Raw genomic sequence first — 17,100 nt, 5'->3', positions numbered from 1 at the left:
ATGAGCAAAAAATGCAATGGGATATATTAGAAAAAACAAAAAATACTTGTGCATAATAACATTCAGCAGGTAATTTATATCATATAAAATTACGTTACCTATTCCAAAAAACCATCCTGCCGAATATGGTTGCTCCACAGAAGGGGCATGATTGTTTTTTTAATCTTTATCGATAATTTAGCTCTTCCTTATGAGAGATTGAATATCTGTAAAATTTCAAAACAATCTTATTTAATGCACTAATAAGTACTTATAAATGAAATCTTTAATAAAACTATCACTCTTTATCATATCAATGTGTTTGGGAGCCCAAGGCATAGATAAATCCTTATACGCTTTTGACTTTAAGATGGATAGTTTAACCATACCAGAGAGAGCAGAACTTTTTGATAAACTGGGTTATAGCGGTATTACTTTTATTGTAAAAAATGATGAACACATAAAAAAGTTGCAAGACTATTTAAATACTAAAGCGTTTTCTTCAGGAAAGTTGTCAATTCCTGTAGTTTATTTTCCGTTTAATTCCTCTAATGATTCTGAGAAAGAAAACAAGTTATGGCGTAAAGCACTAACTGCATTACCTGAAGGAACAGATTTATGGGTTATCATTTTGAAAAAAGATGCTACAAAGGAGAAAACTTTGGCGCTTTTGAAAAACATGACAACAGAAGCTCAAAAGTTAAACAAGAATATCGTTATCTATCCACACGATAATTGTTTTATAGAATCAGCTGAAGAAGCCATTCCTTATATTGAAGAATTGAATGCGCCAAACCTCTATCTTACATTACACTTGTGTCATGAATTAAGAGCTGGCAATGGCAACCGCTTATTGGATGTAGCTATAAAATCAGCTCCATATTTAAAGTTTGCGTCCATTTCAGGTTCAAATGTAACGATGTTTGATAATGATAAAGGAAACTGGTCCGATGCCATAAAACCCTTGGATAATGGCGATTATGATGTGTCGATATTTGTATCTGTTTTGCAAAAAATAAAGTTTCAAGGCAAAACCATGTTGCATACTTTTGGTATAGAAGAAGCCCCTAAAGAGCACTTGTCTCGATCTATTAAAAAATGGAACACTTTGGTTGATGACACTTACGAAACTTTAAATAATAATCTAAATAACATTCTAGACAATCCAGAAAATGCGTATTGGGATGATGTTTCAAAAACCTGGTTTATTTCTAGTCTTGGAGGAGAAAAAGTAACGATTGAAAAAGATGGTTATGGATGGCTTACCCGCCTGGACGAAAACGGAAATGTTATATCAAATAGATGGATTGAAGTTTTAGATGCGCCAACAGGAATGGCATCCTATAAAAACCTATTGTATGTTGCGGATAGAGGTGTTTTAGTAGAAATAGACATATCCAAAGGGAAAATTATAAGAAAAATAAATTTACCAAATTCTGAGTTCGCAAATGATGTTGCGTCCACACCCAAAGGAGACATTTATGTGTCCGACACATTTACAAATACCATTTACAAACTACCGAAAAATAAAAATGTGGAGGTTTTTATTAAGGACGATGTGTTAGAGTGTCCAAATGGTTTATGGATAGACGGGCAACATTTAATAGTGGCTACGTGGGGACCAATGACCAACCGTGCCACTTTTGAAACCAGTAGAAAAGGGACGTTAATGAGAATTGACTTGAAAACAAAGGAGGTAAAACCTATAGGCAAAGGCTTACCAATAGCTAATTTCGATGGTGTTATAAAGTATGGCAAGTTCTATTATGCTACAGATTGGACAGGAGGAAGATTGTTAAAAATTGATGAAGATGGAAATACGGAAGAAGTGATTTCTGGCTTTTCGCAATTTGCCGACTTAGGCATCAATGCGAAAAAGGGAATAATCATGGTTCCTGAAATGAGTAAAAACCGATTTATTTTTTTCAATCTAAAATCTCTGTAAAGTACTTTTCTTAAAAAGAGCAATACCGTAAACACAATAGCTTTATAATAGAGAATGAATATATTTAGTTTGAAAAATAAAAAGGCTATTGTTACCGGTGGCAGCAGTGGCATTGGAAAGGCTATTAGTATCGTTTTGGCTAAACAAGGAGCCCTAGTTTATATTTTAGATATGGACGAAAAAGGTGCTAATGAGACCATCGCAGGTATTCAAAAAAATGGCGGAAAGGCCGTTTTTAAGAAATGTGACATCTCTATTAAGAAAGAGGTTGATGATGTGATTAAGTCTGCCGCTGGTTCTGAAAAAAAGCTAGATATCATTATTAATAATGCGGGTATCGCTCATATAGGAAATCTAGAAAAAACATCAACTGAAGATTTTGATAAGCTATTTTCTGTAAATGTAAAAGGTGTTTTTTATGTAATGAAATCTTCCATTCCATTTTTAAAACCTTATGGCGGTGTCATTATCAATATGGCTTCAATAGCCGCGTCCGTAGGAATAAAGGACAGGTTTGCCTACAGCATGACAAAAAGCGCTGTAGTTGGCATGACCCTTTCTGTTGCAAAAGACTATTTAGACTATAATATTCGCTGTAATTGTATTTCCCCGGGCAGAGTACATACACCTTTTGTAAACGGATTTTTAAAGAAAAACTACCCGGGTCAAGAAATGGCCATGTTTGAAAAATTATCAAAGTCACAGCCAATTGGTAGAATGGGGCGACCAGAGGAAGTAGCAAACCTATTACTCTATTTATGTTCTGATGAAGCTTCATTTATTACAGGTAGTGATTACGCTATTGATGGAGGTTTTACCCGTTTAAATAATTGAGAACTTAGCCTTTGTATGGCAAATAAATAATCTACAAATTTTAAAAATAAAATAATGAAATTAATTCGTTTTGGAGTGCTGGGGCAAGAAAAACCTGGGCTGTTAATAAATGGTCAGCGTAAAGATTTATCTTCAGTATTCAATGATTGGGATAAAGATTTTTTTAATAATGAAGGACTTAAAAAGTTGGATGAATGTCTGAAAAACATATCGATTTATCCCAATGTAGATGAATCTGAACGTTGGGGAGCTTGTGTATCTCGTCCAGGCAAGGTAATATGTATCGGTCTTAACTATTCTGATCACGCTGAGGAATCTGGAATGGCTATTCCTGAAGAACCTATTATATTTCAGAAAGGTTCTAATACTGTAGTTGGTCCCTATGACAATATTATCATCCCTAGAAATTCTGAAAAAACAGATTGGGAAGTGGAATTAGGTGTTATTATTAAAAAAGATACAAGATATCTAAACTCCATTGAAGAAGCCAAAGACTGCATTGCAGGGTATTGTACTTCTCATGATGTATCGGAAAGAGCATTTCAGCTAGAACGAGGTGGCCAATGGACCAAGGGTAAATCTTGCGATAATTTCAATCCTTTAGGCCCATATTTAGTGACATCTGATGAGATTAGCGATGTTCAAAACCTAAACATGACACTATCGGTTAATGGAGTTCAAAAACAAAAAGGCAATACCAGCTTTATGATTTTTGATGTATGTCAGGTCATTCATCATTTATCTCAATTTATGACTTTAGAAGCAGGAGATATTATAAACACCGGCACACCTCCAGGAGTTGGCCTAGGTTTTAATCCACCCCAATATTTAAAAAAAGGAGATATAGTCCAGCTTGAAATTGAGGGTTTAGGAGGCCAGAAACAAGTTTGCGTAAATGCTTAGTCTTTAAAATTTTTGTGCACAATAAATTTAGAGGTGTTATGAAGTTATGCCCAAAGGCGGGAATGGCATATACTAAAAACCCTACCACGCCATTGTGCAATAGCCTGCCAGTAGACAAGTACCAAAAAAAACCATAAAACTACTTCTTAATTAATTATTTTTGAAAAAGTTGTCCCCTTTTCTGTTTTAGCAATCGTCTTACAGATATAAACTTTAAAATATATAATTATGAAAGATTTTATGATGATTTTCTTGAAGGCCGATTACATGGAATTGGGGCTTTCGCCAGAGGAACTTCAAAACCGCATGGGCAAATGGTTTGCCTGGAACGACAAAATGACCCAAGCGGGCATTGTAAGCCACGGCAACGCACTTACCCCGCAGATACGTCGCGTTTCTGGTAAAAACCGCACGGTGACGGATTTGACTGCCGCTGAAGTAAAAGAAATTATTGGTGGGTATTATATCGTGAAAGCCAAGGATTTTGACGACGTGGAAAAAATTGCTGAAGATTACCCCGATTATGATTTGGGAGGCGTTGTTGAGATTCGTGAAATTATGGTTTTTGACCAGTAAATGGATGCGAAGCTTATAGACCATCTTTTCCGCCACCATAGCGGAAAGATGGTTTCTGTATTGACCCGTATTTTTGGACTGAAACATCTGGACATTATTGAAGATGCGGTTCAAGACACCTTTATTAAAGCAAGCCTAAGCTGGCGACTGCAACAGCCCAATAACCCTGAAGCATGGCTGACCCAAGCGGCAAAAAACAGGGTATTGGATATCTTCCGAAAGTTAAAAACGGAACAGAAATATCTCCCAAACATCCATCAAGGCACAGGTGCCATCGCTATAAACGAGCTGTTTTTGGATACTGAAATTGCCGATGCCCAACTGCGCATGATTTTTACGGCCTGCCACCCAACGCTGGATCCTCGCGACCGTATTTCCTTTGCTTTAAAAACCGTTTCCGGGTTTAGTATCAGAGAAATTGCCTCCGCATTATTGACCAAGGAGGACACGATAAAAAAACGGTTGTCCCGCGCCAGAAAGACGATTCAAAAATCGGATATTAAATTTAAAATTCCGCATGGAAAATCATTGGAGCCCCGATTGGAAAGCGTTATGGAAGTGCTGTATCTCATTTTTAACGAGGGCTTCCATTCCAATCAAAAAGATAATTTAATCCGAAAGGAATTGTGTGTTGAAGCCCTCCGACTGTCCCAACTACTTTTAAAAAACACCTTAACGCGAACCCCAGACACCTATGCCCTATGCGCCTTGATGTGTTTCCACGCCTGCCGCATTGAAAGCAAAACCAATGCCGAAAACGAATTACTGGATTTAAAGCAACAGGACCGCAGCAAATGGCATTTTCCTTTAATAAAATTGGGTAACACGATGATGCACAAAGCTGTGGAAACCAATGAATTTTCAGGCTACCACTACGAGGCCGCCATCGCCTTTGAGCATTTAAAGGCCAAAACTTTTGAGGCGACCGATTGGAAAAAAATACTGCATTGGTATCAGTGTTTGTATGCCCTACAACCTACACCTTCGCATGCATTGACCATGGCAGTAATCTGCCTTCAAACTAAGGACTATAAACTAGCCAAAGGCTATATTTCCCAAATCAAACCCGAAGATTTTGAACAACGTGCCTATTTGTATTATGGGACTTTGGCGGATTTTTATGAGGCTACCGGCGAAAAAAACTTAGCCGTTCAAAATATTGAGTTGGCTCTAAGTCATGTGACCAACGAACTCGAAAAGGCCTATTTGAAAAAGAAAAAAAAGGAGCTTATGCCTTGATGCCTTTTCCATTCAATACTTAGGCGAAATTTTATTAACTTTAAGTCCGTCAACCTTCTCTTATGAGTTAACCATTTTCAATTATGAAACCTTTTTTAGTCATTTTTTTGTTGGGTACTTTTTGGGTATTTCCACAAGGTTCAGAAAACCATCCGGCGGTTACTTTTTTAAATGCTTTAAATGAAGAACAAAAATCAAATGTTTTATTGCATTTTGAAGATGAAAAGAAAACCGATTGGCACTATTTTCCAAGCACCTCGTTTTCCCGGGAAGGTATCGCTATTAAGCAATTGAGTCCATCACAACAACTTTTATTACATGAATTGCTAAAGGCATCTCTAAGTGAATCAGGGTTTAATACGACCTTAAAAATTATCGATTTAGAGAATGTTTTGGCAGAGCTATCTGGAGATTATGTTAGAAGGGATTCTGGGGCTTATTATGTCAGCTTTTATGGGAATCCTTTTAAAGAACCTCTGTGGGCCTGGTCTTTTGAAGGCCACCATGTATCATTGAATTTTACGGTTTTAAACGGTAAGACCCATCTTGCTCCCCGCTTTTTTGGTGCCAACCCTGCTACTATTCGCTCTGGAGACAGAAAAGGTGAGCGCATGTTCCAATCAGAAGAAGATTTGGCATTGGAATTCATGACATCCCTAAACGAAGAGGAACGAAAAAGTGCCTTAATAAGAAATTCAGCCTACAGCGATATTATTACTGGTAACGATCCAGAGGTGAGCCCTTTACAAATAGAGGGCATTCCATTGCAGACCTTGAACAGAACACAACGATCCCTGTTATTGAATTTGATCCGTTTGCACCTTTCCGATAGAGTTGAGGAACGCTTTAATGAGGTTTTTAATCGCATCACATCTGAAGAACTACAAGACATCCATTTTGGTTGGGCTGGAGAGATCAGCTTGACCGCACCCCATTATTACAGAATTCAGGGCAAATCATTTCTTATAGAATTTGATAACATTCAAAATAATGCAAATCACATTCATATAGTTTGGCGCGATTTTGACGGGGATTTTGGCAGGGATTTAATTCAGGAACATTATCAAACTTCCCATAAACACTGAGTTAATAGCACAACAAATACCTCGTTATTTCGTTTTATGAACAGATAAATTGAAATCAGATTGATTTTGGTTTGAATTTTGATGTATCTTAGTTTTGAAATTGCACCCTGACAATGAAAAGAAAAATATTCCTGCTAGTTCTGCTCCCCCTACTTTCCTTTGGCCAAGCAAATAAATTGGTGAGACAGGCCTTAAGGTTGCCCAATCCTCAAGAGCAAATTGAACTTTTGGATCAAGCCTTGGAACTTGATGCCAAACACTTGGATGCATTGTTTTACCGCGGGATTGCCAAATATAACTTGGAGGATTATGACGGGGCTATTCTGGATTTTACCAAGATTATATTTTTTGAACCGGATGCAGACAGTTATTACAATCGGGGCAACTGCAAGTTTATTTTAGAGGATTTTGAAGGCGCACTTTTTGATTACGAACAGGCTGTTAAAATGGACCCTGATCTTATTGGAGCCTTTTTCAACCTTGGCAATACGAAACTTGAACTGGCCAAGTATGAAGAGGCCGTCAAGGATTTTACCAAAGTCATCAGAGCATTCCCAACGGATGTAAAATCCTATACGCAAAGAGCTTTAGCCTATATGGAACTGGAAAATTACAAACTGGCCTTTAAGGACTATGCTTCGTGTATTTTGATAAAACCTGATAGCGAATCGTATTATAACCGAGGGGTTTCCTTGTTGCAAATCAACTATTATAAAGAAGCCAAAACCGATTTTTACAAGGCCATAAATCGGAACAGAAACAATACCCCTGCATATTTTTATTTGGGTGTGAGTCAGTTTTTGCTAGGCGAATATGATGCGAGCATCAAAAGCTGGGAAGTATCTGTTGACAAAGATAATCTGGATTACGATGCACACTTTGGGATGGCCATGGCTTATTATTATACTGAGGATTTTGAAAAGGCCAAGACTTCGTTTAATAAAGCGAAAAGCATACTTTCGGTAAATTCAAAAACCGATGGGATGAACGTTTTTAGGGATACCTACTGGTACGTCAACGAAAAACAGATGTTTACGGAAATGTACGGAAAGCTTAAAAACCTTTAGTTTTAAGACAGTTACGCCGTCTCTGAATTTCCCAAAAAAGCATATTTAAGAAGATTTTAATATTTTTTTTCTCGAAAAATCCGTATTTTCAAGGAAAAATTTTGCTAAGTATAATTTCTATTTTCTTTATGCTATGGGAAAGGTTAAAACTGTATCTATTTTAGTCGCATTTTTAATTTTTTGTTCGCTCTTTTCTTACGGACAAGCAGGCAAGCTCTTTAGAAAGGGGCTAAGAGCCAATGACATTCATGAAAGCATCGCTTTTTTTGACAAAGCCATTGCCGAGAATCCTAAACATTTGAACGCACATTTTTATCGCGGGCTATACAGATCTGAACTGGAAGATTATTTTGGAGCCATATTAGATTTCACCACGGTTATCAGCATAAAGCCTGATCCCGATTCCTTTTATAATAGAGCGAATGCCAAATTCAGTTTGGGGGATTTTAAGGGTGCGCATAGCGATTATGTTGAAGCTATTAATTGGGATCGCACATTTTATGAGGCCTACTACAATTTGGGTATCACTCAGTTGAATTTGAAAAAATATAAAGCAGCACTTAGGTCATTTAACTTTCTACTGGCCAATGACCCGAGCGATTTTATGTTGTACACCCATGTGGGCTATACCCTATTGAAACTGGGCTATTACAAATATGCATTCATGTTTTATAATACAGGCATCAAACTTGACAATAGTAGCCTCTCATACTATAATAGAGGCTTGGCCTATTTGGAAATCAATAAATTTGATGAGGCGAAAAACGACTTTCAGAAGGCTATAGAATTAGACCATAAAAATGCCTCGGCGCACTATTATCATGGCATGGCAGAACTTTTTTCACGGAATTATGATAGTGCTATTTCAAGTTTTGATAATGCCTTAAGTTTTAAGGCTTTGGATTATGAGGCTTTGTTCGGTTCAGCCATCGCGCATTTTCACGCCAACGATTTGGAGAAAGCTAAAGCCCACTATAATAAAGCTAAAAATATCCTCAATCCAAAGGGTAATAAATTCGATAGCATCTCTTTATTTGAAACCTCGTCCTGGTATGAGGACGAGCGAAATATGTTGGCTATATATTTTGATAAGTTGAATAGCCTCTAAGCTATCGAAGTTCTACTGTTTATATTTCATAGGCAGATGTACCACTTTCTTTGTTTCAAAAAAGTCTTCTTCAAAAAAATCGGGAAGATTGTAGATTTTTACAGTTTTATATTCCTTTAATTCTTCTGTTAAGTCCCCTCCTTTGAGATAAAGAATTCCGTTTTTTAAGGTATTATTATGTTGCTTTTGGATTTTCCCCTTGGTCCATTTTACGAAAGCAGGCATGGCCGTTACCGCGCGACTAACGATAAAATCATAAGTATCGGTAACAGCCTCAACTCTAGTATGCGTCGTTTTTACATTAGAAAGCCCTAAGGCCTCAACAACATTATCCACCACTTTCAATTTTTTGGCAATGCTATCCACTAGGTGAAAGTCACAATTTGGAAACATAATAGCCAATGGAATACCCGGAAAACCTCCGCCAGTACCCACATCCATAATTTTTGATCCATCAGAAAAGGAGATTATTTTTGCAATAGCCAAGGAATGCAAAACGTGCCGTAAATACAACTCATCAATATCTTTTCTGGACACTACATTAATCTTCGAATTCCACTCTTTATATAGCCTTTCCAGTTGTTGAAACTGAAGGATTTGGATTTCTGATAATTTAGGAAAATACTTTAAAAGCAACTCCATAGTTGTTATATTTTGCACAAAAATAGAGGTTTCGCGACAAATTTTTTGACAAAAAATGTGCTTTGTTGCGTCGATTAATATTTATCTTTGCAGGATGTATTTTTAATATTTATATTGCTATACATATCAAATTAAACCAAGTAGTATTATGAGTAAGCAAGCACTTTCGTTTTCAAGAAAAGATCCTGCAAAATTTTTTAAAACCCTGAACAAGAGGGTGAATGACTATTTTAAGGAGAATAACCTTAAGCGTACTGGCAACTGGAAATTATACACTAAAGCTGTTGTGATGTTTGCTTTGTTGATTGTTCCAGTAGTTTTGATTTTAACTTTTGATTTGCCCGGCTGGGCGCAAATTTTAGGAATGGTGATTGTTGGTGTTGGAATGGCGGGCGTGGGCATGAATGTTATGCATGATGCCAATCATGGTTCGTTTTCCAGCAAAAAATGGGTGAATAAATTGATGGGGAGCAGTATATATATTTTGGCCGGAAACGATTACAATTGGAAGGTACAGCACAATGTTTTACATCACACATATACCAACATCCATGGACATGATGAAGATATTGACGCAGGAAGGATTATCCGATTTTCAAAGCATGCAAAGTGGTACCGCTTTCACAAATATCAGAAGTATTACGCTTTCTTTTTATACGGCTTGTTGACTGCAAATTGGGCCATTACCACTGATTTTACCCAAACTTACAGATACCTAAAACGAAAATTGTCTTATGGGAAAATGCCTAATCCGGCCACGCAATGGACTAAACTTGTCATTGGAAAAATAGTGTACTATTTCATTTGGGTGGTATTGCCATTGAGCCTAGGCTTTAAGTGGTGGGAAGTGCTAATCGGCTTTATTGTTATGCACTACACGGCGGGCATCATTTTAAGTGTCATCTTCCAATTGGCGCACGTTATGCCAAATACCGAAATGCCTTTACCTGATAATGAGGGTAATATCAAAAATACTTGGGCAATTCACCAATTGTTTACGACCTCCAATTTTTCTCCAAAAAGTTGGTTGGTCAGCTTTTACACAGGTGGATTGAATAGACAGGTAGAGCACCATTTGTTTTCTCATATTAGCCATATTCATTATAGCAAAATTGCCAAAATAGTTAAGGAAACCGCAAAGGAGTTCAGCCTACCTTACAACGAATACAATACCTTTTGGCAAGCTGTTGCCGAACATTACAATCAATTAAAAATGCTGGGCCATAGACCTAGTTTAGCCTAATTTATATTTACTGATTAACATACTAAACCAAAATGCAACTACTATCGGATAGGATTTTAAGCATGTCCACGTCTGCCACTTTAGCTATGGCAGCCAAAGCAAGGGAATTAAGAGGAGAAGGAAAAGACATCATTGGCCTTAGCCTTGGTGAGCCCGATTTTAAAGTACCTGATTTTATAAAAGATGCGGCCATTCAAGCTATTAACGATGGCTATAATTCCTATACGCCCGTGGATGGCTATGGAGAATTGAAAGAGGCGGTAATCACCAAATTTAAGCGCGATAATAACTTAACTTATACACCGGCGCAAGTGGTAGTTTCCACGGGGGCTAAACAGGCACTGTTTAATGTGGCTGGGGTGATGCTTAACGATGGGGATGAAGTGGTTTTACCTTGTCCGTATTGGGTAAGCTACGCCGATATCGTGAAATTATTTGGTGGTGTGCCTGTCGAAGTAGAAACTTCAATAGATACCGACTTTAAAATGACTGCCGAGCAGTTGGAAGCATCTATAACACCTAAAACCAAAATGATGTGGTTTAGTTCGCCATGTAACCCAAGTGGTTCGGTGTATAGCAAAGAAGAACTAAAGGCTTTGGTTGATGTTTTAGCTAAATATCCTGAAATTTATGTGGTTTCCGATGAAATCTATGAGCATATCAATTATGGCAAAGGCCATACGAGTATTGCAGAGTTTCCTGAAATGTACGATAGAACGATTACTGTAAACGGTGTTTCAAAAGCCTTTGCAATGACCGGATGGCGTATTGGTTTTATTGGTGCCCCAGAAAAAATTGCTAGGGCCTGTAATAAGCTACAGGGTCAAAGTACCAGTGGCACTAACTGTATCGCCCAACGTGCGGTGATTACCGCCTTGATGGAGCCACCATCCCGTGTACAATATATGATTGACACTTTTAAAGGGCGTCGTGATTTGATTCTGGATTTGTTGAATGATATTGAAGGGTTTCAAACGAACACGCCGGATGGTGCATTTTATGTGTTCCCTGATATCAGCCATTTCTTTGGTAAAACACTTAGAGGCAAAACCATTAACAACGCCACCGATTTTTCATTGTATTTGCTGGAAGAAGCTTTAGTAGCCACCGTTACCGGAGATGCTTTTGGAAATCCAGATTGTATCCGGATTTCTTATGCTGCTTCTCAAGATGAGATTGTTGAGGCTATTAAGCGTATTAAAGAAGTGGTGAGTTAAAGCCTCTTTTATAAACTTTTATCCAGACCTGTCAGGTTTTTGAAACCTAACGGGTGTTTTTTATGCCTTACTTTTCTTTTTAATCAAAACTAAAAGAATGGAAATGAAGGCCAAAAGAACATATATTACCACATCAAAATATCCAGGGATAGCAATTAAATCCGTTAAGTCGGCAAGTATCAAAATAGTTCCCGCAACCACAATGAATGAAGTAATAAAAAGGCAAATTTTCAATTGTTTTGCTGTCATCATGTTGTTAGATTAATACATAAAAGGCTCCTTTTAGACATCCCTATTCATTTTAGAGATTCGTAAATAGTTCTTTCTGCCCAATGTCTGCCAATATACAATTATTGCAAAGGGCAACAACAAGGCAAAAGAAAGGTAGAGATTGTTGAGAACATCCAGCATCATAAGTATTAAACCGCCGAAAAAAGTGGTATAAATAAATACGAACAACCCATTTTGGATTTGACTGGTAACATTGAGTTTCAAATTATCAGCATTCAATTTAACACTATTGGAGCTACACTTATCCACCTCTATTTTTAACTCTTTAGAAGAAGGCTCTATTAAGAACTTTTTCGTCTTTTCTTTTGGCTCAATAAAATCAATGAAATCACCATCTACATAGACTTTGAAAGGCCTGTGCATGGTTTGAAAATTGTTTTCTCTAAATATTTCGATTTCTTTCATCTGAATGCTTTTACACTAAAGTTGCTAAATACTTAATTTTACATTGTCCTATGCTTTGGAAAAGGCTTTATTTATCAATTGCATTCTTTTTTCCTAGTGACATCATAAAAAAGCCAACAATCATTAAGATATGACATATTACGTCAAATTTAAAGAACGCATTTTTAAAAGTAAGTTCTCCATCCAGGCTAAATCTAGCCACTAAGAGCCCTACTAATATCGAAGCAATCACTTGAACAACTATTTTTCCTTTATAATTCATAAATCTGTTTTGATGTTTAATTATAAACACTTTGTGCTAAGGATTTACAATTACTCATATCGGCTAGAATTTTCACTCAATTTTTGATTCTTTCCATAAACCCTCAGACTAAAGCCTAAATTACAATATTTTATACAATATTTGAATTCCTGATATCTTCCTGCATTTGTTTAGAGGCTCTTCAAATTGCTTAGACTTAACTCAGCACAAGTCGCTCAGCCACCAAAAAGCTTTCGAGGTCTTTTTTTATACTGTTGCCAATAGCTGATTCCAAAATTCACTATAGAAATTTTCACTTTCCATGAGTTTATTGTGGTTTCCTGATACTACTGTGGTTCCGTTTTCTATTACATAAATCCTATCAGCAATTGTTCTTAACGAATGTAACCTATGCGAAATAAAAATAATGCTCATTTCGCTTTTCAATTTATTCAGCAAATGAATCACGAAATGCTCTGTTCTACGATCCATTGCAGATGTAAACTCATCTAAAAGCAATAATTTAGGCTTTTTATAAAGTACGCGTATTAATGCTAATAATTGCTTTTGCCCACCTGATAAATTCACCCCTTCTTCTCCTAAAATCGTACCATAACCTTGGGGTAAATCTGCAATGAATTTATGGAATCCATGGGTTTCGCAAAACTTTAGGACATCTTCTGGCCTATCTTCTTTTCCCATCAATACATTATCGATTACAGTGCCATTAAAAACCGATATGTCCTGGGGAATTACACCGATAACATCCCTCCAACCTTCAGTTTTTAAATCACTGAATTTAATACTATCATTAATGGTAATAGTTCCTCCTTCAAATGCATAGAATTTTTGTATGATTTGCCCTAAAGTACTCTTGCCACATCCACTTTCGCCTACTATGGCAACACATTCATTTTTATAAATTTCTAGGTTGAGGTTATTCAGCAATTGACTCCGCCCAGCATAACGAAAGGAAAGATTTTCAATTTTTAAAGAATTGAAATCAACTATAGCCACATTCCCAGTTTGCTCTTTTTTAATAGACGCAAATTCGAACATCCTATTAAAAGCAATTTTAGCCTCATTTATAGGTATGGCTATTAATGCCAAATTAGCTACCGAAGGCAACAAACTTCCTGAAATTCCCAAAACCGCCATAAGCTCACCCAATTGCATCGTTCCGTGATATACTTGCATGGATACATAGGTCAATATTCCTGTTAAAAAAAGCACACCGAATATCCCCGAAAAAACAGAAAGCCTAATATTAATTTTCCCTAATTTGAATCGGCTATTCTGATAATTACCATATATAATTTGGTTTAGGGTTTTAAAAATACCCTGCCTATTGTTATTTTTTATGGTTGCGATACCTTGCATAGACGTAATATAGTTGCTTTCACTATGGGCATAGCTTTGCATTACCTCTTTCTGGGCCATTTTAATAGGCGTATTAAAACTATAGATTAGCAGAAAATAAAAAGGCAAACTAATCGAGGCGATTACACCGGTTACCCAAGAATAGTAGAACAAAAAACCTAATGAAGTAATAGTAACTAAAACATCAATAATAACACTACCTGCCACTTGACTTATGACGCGTTGCACACGTTGCGTATCATTTAATCTGGCTACAAGTTCCCCAATCTTACGGGTATCAAAAAATGGTTTTGGTAGATGCAGTAGCGCCGAGTAAAACCCATCGACAATCCTGTTATTAAAATCTTTGGTCTGCCGTATTAAAAAATAGCTTCTTAATGCTCCAAAAAACACTTTTACCAATAACAAAACCGTAATCAAAATAATACCGGTAATCAACTTATTTAAGTCTTTGGATGGTAAAATATCATCAATCAACTTTTCCGAAAAAATGGCCATCGCCATACCTAAAATGGCAATACCAACCCCTAACAACAAACTAAATACCAAAAGTTTGTAATCTTCTTTCAATACATTGATAAACCATTTTTTCTTTTGGTCTTTGATGTCGTTTGACTTTTCAAATTGGGGGTTAGGCGCTAATGTTAAACACGTTTTGGATTTCCAAACAGATTCCAGCTCCTTTTTTGTGTAATACACAATGCCTTTTGCGGGGTCGCCAATTATAAATGTATTGTTTTCAAAACCATAGCAAACCACATAATGCTGCAACCTGTCTTCGATTACAAGGTGTAAATCACTGGTGCATTGTGGTCTATCAAAGCCTGAACATCGGCTTCGTTGCCCTCGGCAGTAAATCCAATGCTATTGGCCGCCTGATATAGCCCCAATAGCGTAGTGCCTTGTTTTGTAGTACCACTTAACTCCCTAAGTTTTTCAATGGAACCCGAACCTTCATAAAACTGGACGAGCGATAACAGGCTAGCCACACCACAATCGCTTTGGCCGTGCTGCAATACAAAGGTGCTATCCAAACGTTGTTTTGAAAGCTTGCTGTGGAGTTGTCGTTTCATGAGCAAGGTGATTTTCCTCTATATTTTAACTGATTGGTTGTCCTCTATTAATTTGAGGATAGTTTCGGCTTTTAGTTGCCCTTTATGCTTTTTAACCAACTCTTGTTTGGCATTATATATTAAAACGTAAGGAACGCATGTAGCATCAAATCGATTAGAAAAATGATAAGCTGTATCATGTAAAAACGTAATATTTGGCGTGTTGTGTAATTGATAGGTTTTGGCAAATTGGGCTATTGCTTCGGTTGTTTCGGTGGACACAAAAATTAATTGGGCATTCTTAAATTGCGGGATGTTGCTACCTATGTTTTGGGCCTCGTGCTGGCAATACCCGCATTCGGTATTAAAGTAGATAAATACAGTAGGTAGGTTTTGTTTTAAATTTGAATTGCTAAAATCCATTCCCTCTAGCGTTGCAAACTGAAACTCTGGAATGGTCTGCAATAGGCTTTCAACCTCAGTTTTATACTGTATTTTGCCAATGACACTGTAGCCCAAAAAGAATAGAACAACCAAGATGAGTATCGGTATAACAAACTTGAATATTTTCTTCATTCGGATTTTCAACTCATATTTAACGTGAAAAACATTACGGCAACCACCCAAATAAGAAGGCCTATACCATAGCTACTGGCAACTATAGTCAGCCCCTTATCAGTATTTTCGTTTATGGCTTTACCTAACAAATAGGCCAATATGATCCAATACGCAAACTCAAAAAGGTTGAGTACCTGCAAGGGATATACAAACCACGGTTGCAAATCATCATAACCAAATATATTGATGGCTGAAAGCGGATAGAAATACCGCAGGTCTTCTAACGTATAGTCCTGTTGAAACACATAAAACCAAAGTGTTTTAAACACAATAACCAACAGGAACACAAACTCTGCCTTGACCACTATGTTGAACAGCTTTTTATAGGATAAATCCCTTTCAAAAAAGAAACAGCCGGCGTGGAGGATGACGGATATTACGGATGTTTTAATCAGTAGCAAAAAAGGAACGGCTACATAGCTGAGGTATTTCCATTTTTTCTGACTTTCTAAAAATTCTTGAGATTGACTTTGAGTAAGTTTTTCCAAAAATAACTCATTGACCATTTCTTTAGTTCCTATAATATAGTCTGAATAAATGCCAAAAAACAGAAATAAAAAAACTATGGTAAAAAATAATTTTGCATTTGTTTTAAACATATTTCAACTTTAAAATATAGTTCAACAAATCTGCAGGGTATGTTCTCTATTTATCGGCAAATCTTTATCTAAAGTTTGTGTTTCCTTATATATATCCACTGAATATAACATCCAATAGCCGTACTAAGCAATCCAATTATCCCAACTATATGGAAAAAGATTTTTATCTCTGTTACAAAGCTGTCCCTAATTAAGATTCCCAACCAAATCCCGCCTAGACCTCCAGTAATAAACATTAAAGTCATAAAGAGTAGAGCTTTTTTTTTATACATTTCTATAATTTTATCCATTGATTCTTTTGTTATAATGATGGAGTTATGTAAGAAAAACCCTTATAACCCCATCCAAAGTGAAGGATTTTAGCAGGATCCGGCTGCTGAAATAGACCCTGCAACAAAGCCAACCAGAAACAAAGCAGCACCACCTGTTGTAACAATAGCTGCTGCCCCAACTACTGACACTGCAAGACCAACCATTGAAGCAGCGCAAAATAATCGCCCTCCTTCTATATTTTCCATCTTACTCAATTCCAATGTTTTCATAAAAATATACATTTAAAATATTGCGCCTACTCTTTTCCTAGGATTTTCGACAAACTCCCTAACTGATTACTAAATACGTGTTATTTTTTCATTCATCTATGCGGTTTTCCCACATTTCTATTTTTTTTTAAGAA

General features: G+C 36.7%; 19 protein-coding genes. 10 read left to right on the top strand and 9 right to left on the bottom strand.

Annotated elements, in window-relative coordinates; genetic code table 11:
* The first annotated feature begins 256 nt into the window (after nucleotides 1-256).
* The 8 genes from H7U19_RS02565 (at nucleotide 257) to H7U19_RS02530 (ending at nucleotide 8,736) form a co-directional block, all read left to right on the top strand.
* Complete coding sequence (locus tag H7U19_RS02565) at nucleotides 257-1,924, top strand: hypothetical protein (RefSeq protein WP_186558267.1); 1,668 nt, start codon at nucleotides 257-259, stop codon at nucleotides 1,922-1,924.
* Nucleotides 1,925-1,978: 54 nt separating this feature from the next.
* The gene (locus tag H7U19_RS02560) at nucleotides 1,979-2,758 is read left to right on the top strand and encodes an SDR family NAD(P)-dependent oxidoreductase (protein WP_186558266.1); all 780 of its coding nucleotides are present in this window, start codon (nucleotides 1,979-1,981) and stop codon (nucleotides 2,756-2,758) included.
* Nucleotides 2,759-2,812: 54 nt separating this feature from the next.
* On the top strand, nucleotides 2,813-3,661 hold the full coding sequence (locus H7U19_RS02555) for a fumarylacetoacetate hydrolase family protein (protein ID WP_186558265.1): 849 nt from the start codon (nucleotides 2,813-2,815) through the stop codon (nucleotides 3,659-3,661).
* 228 nt (nucleotides 3,662-3,889) lie between these two features.
* Nucleotides 3,890-4,237, top strand: a complete 348-nt coding sequence (locus H7U19_RS02550) for a YciI family protein (protein ID WP_186558264.1) — start codon at nucleotides 3,890-3,892, stop codon at nucleotides 4,235-4,237.
* A complete protein-coding gene (locus tag H7U19_RS02545; RefSeq protein WP_186558263.1) occupies nucleotides 4,238-5,476 on the top strand; it encodes an RNA polymerase sigma factor in 1,239 nt (412 codons plus the stop codon).
* 83 nt (nucleotides 5,477-5,559) lie between these two features.
* Nucleotides 5,560-6,561, top strand: coding sequence for a DUF3500 domain-containing protein (locus tag H7U19_RS02540; RefSeq protein WP_186558262.1), 1,002 nt, complete (start codon nucleotides 5,560-5,562; stop codon nucleotides 6,559-6,561).
* 113 nt (nucleotides 6,562-6,674) lie between these two features.
* A complete protein-coding gene (locus H7U19_RS02535; RefSeq protein ID WP_186558261.1) occupies nucleotides 6,675-7,628 on the top strand; it encodes a tetratricopeptide repeat protein in 954 nt (317 codons plus the stop codon).
* 133 nt (nucleotides 7,629-7,761) lie between these two features.
* A complete protein-coding gene (locus H7U19_RS02530; protein ID WP_186558260.1) occupies nucleotides 7,762-8,736 on the top strand; it encodes a tetratricopeptide repeat protein in 975 nt (324 codons plus the stop codon).
* Between the two features lie 12 nt (nucleotides 8,737-8,748).
* Here the strand turns inward: H7U19_RS02530 and rsmG are convergent, their stop codons facing one another.
* On the bottom strand, nucleotides 8,749-9,378 hold the full coding sequence (gene rsmG / locus H7U19_RS02525) for a 16S rRNA (guanine(527)-N(7))-methyltransferase RsmG (RefSeq protein ID WP_186558259.1): 630 nt from the start codon (nucleotides 9,376-9,378) through the stop codon (nucleotides 8,749-8,751).
* A gap of 148 nt (nucleotides 9,379-9,526) precedes the next feature.
* Here rsmG and H7U19_RS02520 point away from each other — a divergent pair, with 148 nt between their 5' ends.
* Both H7U19_RS02520 and H7U19_RS02515 read left to right on the top strand, forming a co-directional pair.
* A complete protein-coding gene (locus H7U19_RS02520) occupies nucleotides 9,527-10,621 on the top strand; it encodes a fatty acid desaturase family protein (protein WP_186558258.1) in 1,095 nt (364 codons plus the stop codon).
* 32 nt (nucleotides 10,622-10,653) lie between these two features.
* Nucleotides 10,654-11,838 (top strand): pyridoxal phosphate-dependent aminotransferase, encoded by a 1,185-nt coding sequence (locus tag H7U19_RS02515; RefSeq protein WP_186558257.1) that lies wholly within the window; start codon nucleotides 10,654-10,656, stop codon nucleotides 11,836-11,838.
* Between the two features lie 60 nt (nucleotides 11,839-11,898).
* Here the strand turns inward: H7U19_RS02515 and H7U19_RS02510 are convergent, their stop codons facing one another.
* The 8 genes from H7U19_RS02510 to H7U19_RS02480 form a co-directional block, all read right to left on the bottom strand.
* A complete protein-coding gene (locus H7U19_RS02510) occupies nucleotides 11,899-12,090 on the bottom strand; it encodes a hypothetical protein (RefSeq protein WP_186558256.1) in 192 nt (63 codons plus the stop codon).
* Nucleotides 12,091-12,120: 30 nt separating this feature from the next.
* Nucleotides 12,121-12,534 carry a hypothetical protein gene (locus H7U19_RS02505; RefSeq protein ID WP_186558255.1) on the bottom strand — a complete coding sequence of 138 codons (414 nt, stop codon included), beginning with the start codon at nucleotides 12,532-12,534 and terminating at the stop codon, nucleotides 12,121-12,123.
* A gap of 67 nt (nucleotides 12,535-12,601) precedes the next feature.
* Complete coding sequence (locus H7U19_RS02500) at nucleotides 12,602-12,796, bottom strand: hypothetical protein (RefSeq protein WP_186558254.1); 195 nt, start codon at nucleotides 12,794-12,796, stop codon at nucleotides 12,602-12,604.
* Nucleotides 12,797-13,042: 246 nt separating this feature from the next.
* Nucleotides 13,043-14,926: a peptidase domain-containing ABC transporter gene (locus tag H7U19_RS02495; protein WP_281386118.1), complete on the bottom strand. Its 1,884-nt coding sequence runs from the start codon at nucleotides 14,924-14,926 to the stop codon at nucleotides 13,043-13,045.
* A gap of 11 nt (nucleotides 14,927-14,937) precedes the next feature.
* Nucleotides 14,938-15,228, bottom strand: a complete 291-nt coding sequence (locus tag H7U19_RS16970; protein ID WP_281386117.1) for a cysteine peptidase family C39 domain-containing protein — start codon at nucleotides 15,226-15,228, stop codon at nucleotides 14,938-14,940.
* 18 nt (nucleotides 15,229-15,246) lie between these two features.
* Nucleotides 15,247-15,783 carry a peroxiredoxin family protein gene (locus H7U19_RS02490; RefSeq protein WP_186558253.1) on the bottom strand — a complete coding sequence of 179 codons (537 nt, stop codon included), beginning with the start codon at nucleotides 15,781-15,783 and terminating at the stop codon, nucleotides 15,247-15,249.
* Nucleotides 15,784-15,791: 8 nt separating this feature from the next.
* A complete protein-coding gene (locus H7U19_RS02485) occupies nucleotides 15,792-16,424 on the bottom strand; it encodes a hypothetical protein (protein WP_186558252.1) in 633 nt (210 codons plus the stop codon).
* A gap of 359 nt (nucleotides 16,425-16,783) precedes the next feature.
* Nucleotides 16,784-16,966 carry a hypothetical protein gene (locus tag H7U19_RS02480; protein WP_186558251.1) on the bottom strand — a complete coding sequence of 61 codons (183 nt, stop codon included), beginning with the start codon at nucleotides 16,964-16,966 and terminating at the stop codon, nucleotides 16,784-16,786.
* Between the last annotated feature and the right edge of the window lie 134 nt (nucleotides 16,967-17,100).

The organism is Hyunsoonleella aquatilis (assembly GCF_014270105.1).
GTDB classification, from domain to species: Bacteria; Bacteroidota; Bacteroidia; order Flavobacteriales; family Flavobacteriaceae; genus Jejuia; species Jejuia aquatilis.
This window is presented reverse-complemented; position numbering and strand designations above follow the sequence as displayed.

Coding starts and splice junctions, on each gene's coding strand:
- H7U19_RS02515 (WP_186558257.1), top strand. CDS start 10,654: ATGCAACTACTATCGGATAGGATTTTAAGCATGTCCACGTCTGCCACT.
- H7U19_RS02535 (WP_186558261.1), top strand. CDS start 6,675: ATGAAAAGAAAAATATTCCTGCTAGTTCTGCTCCCCCTACTTTCCTTT.
- H7U19_RS02510 (WP_186558256.1), bottom strand. CDS start 12,090: ATGATGACAGCAAAACAATTGAAAATTTGCCTTTTTATTACTTCATTC.
- H7U19_RS02480 (WP_186558251.1), bottom strand. CDS start 16,966: ATGAAAACATTGGAATTGAGTAAGATGGAAAATATAGAAGGAGGGCGA.
- H7U19_RS02550 (WP_186558264.1), top strand. CDS start 3,890: ATGAAAGATTTTATGATGATTTTCTTGAAGGCCGATTACATGGAATTG.
- H7U19_RS02545 (WP_186558263.1), top strand. CDS start 4,238: ATGGATGCGAAGCTTATAGACCATCTTTTCCGCCACCATAGCGGAAAG.
- H7U19_RS16970 (WP_281386117.1), bottom strand. CDS start 15,228: ATGAAACGACAACTCCACAGCAAGCTTTCAAAACAACGTTTGGATAGC.
- H7U19_RS02560 (WP_186558266.1), top strand. CDS start 1,979: ATGAATATATTTAGTTTGAAAAATAAAAAGGCTATTGTTACCGGTGGC.
- rsmG (WP_186558259.1), bottom strand. CDS start 9,378: ATGGAGTTGCTTTTAAAGTATTTTCCTAAATTATCAGAAATCCAAATC.
- H7U19_RS02485 (WP_186558252.1), bottom strand. CDS start 16,424: ATGTTTAAAACAAATGCAAAATTATTTTTTACCATAGTTTTTTTATTT.
- H7U19_RS02565 (WP_186558267.1), top strand. CDS start 257: ATGAAATCTTTAATAAAACTATCACTCTTTATCATATCAATGTGTTTG.
- H7U19_RS02530 (WP_186558260.1), top strand. CDS start 7,762: ATGGGAAAGGTTAAAACTGTATCTATTTTAGTCGCATTTTTAATTTTT.
- H7U19_RS02555 (WP_186558265.1), top strand. CDS start 2,813: ATGAAATTAATTCGTTTTGGAGTGCTGGGGCAAGAAAAACCTGGGCTG.
- H7U19_RS02520 (WP_186558258.1), top strand. CDS start 9,527: ATGAGTAAGCAAGCACTTTCGTTTTCAAGAAAAGATCCTGCAAAATTT.
- H7U19_RS02540 (WP_186558262.1), top strand. CDS start 5,560: ATGAAACCTTTTTTAGTCATTTTTTTGTTGGGTACTTTTTGGGTATTT.
- H7U19_RS02500 (WP_186558254.1), bottom strand. CDS start 12,796: ATGAATTATAAAGGAAAAATAGTTGTTCAAGTGATTGCTTCGATATTA.
- H7U19_RS02505 (WP_186558255.1), bottom strand. CDS start 12,534: ATGAAAGAAATCGAAATATTTAGAGAAAACAATTTTCAAACCATGCAC.
- H7U19_RS02490 (WP_186558253.1), bottom strand. CDS start 15,783: ATGAAGAAAATATTCAAGTTTGTTATACCGATACTCATCTTGGTTGTT.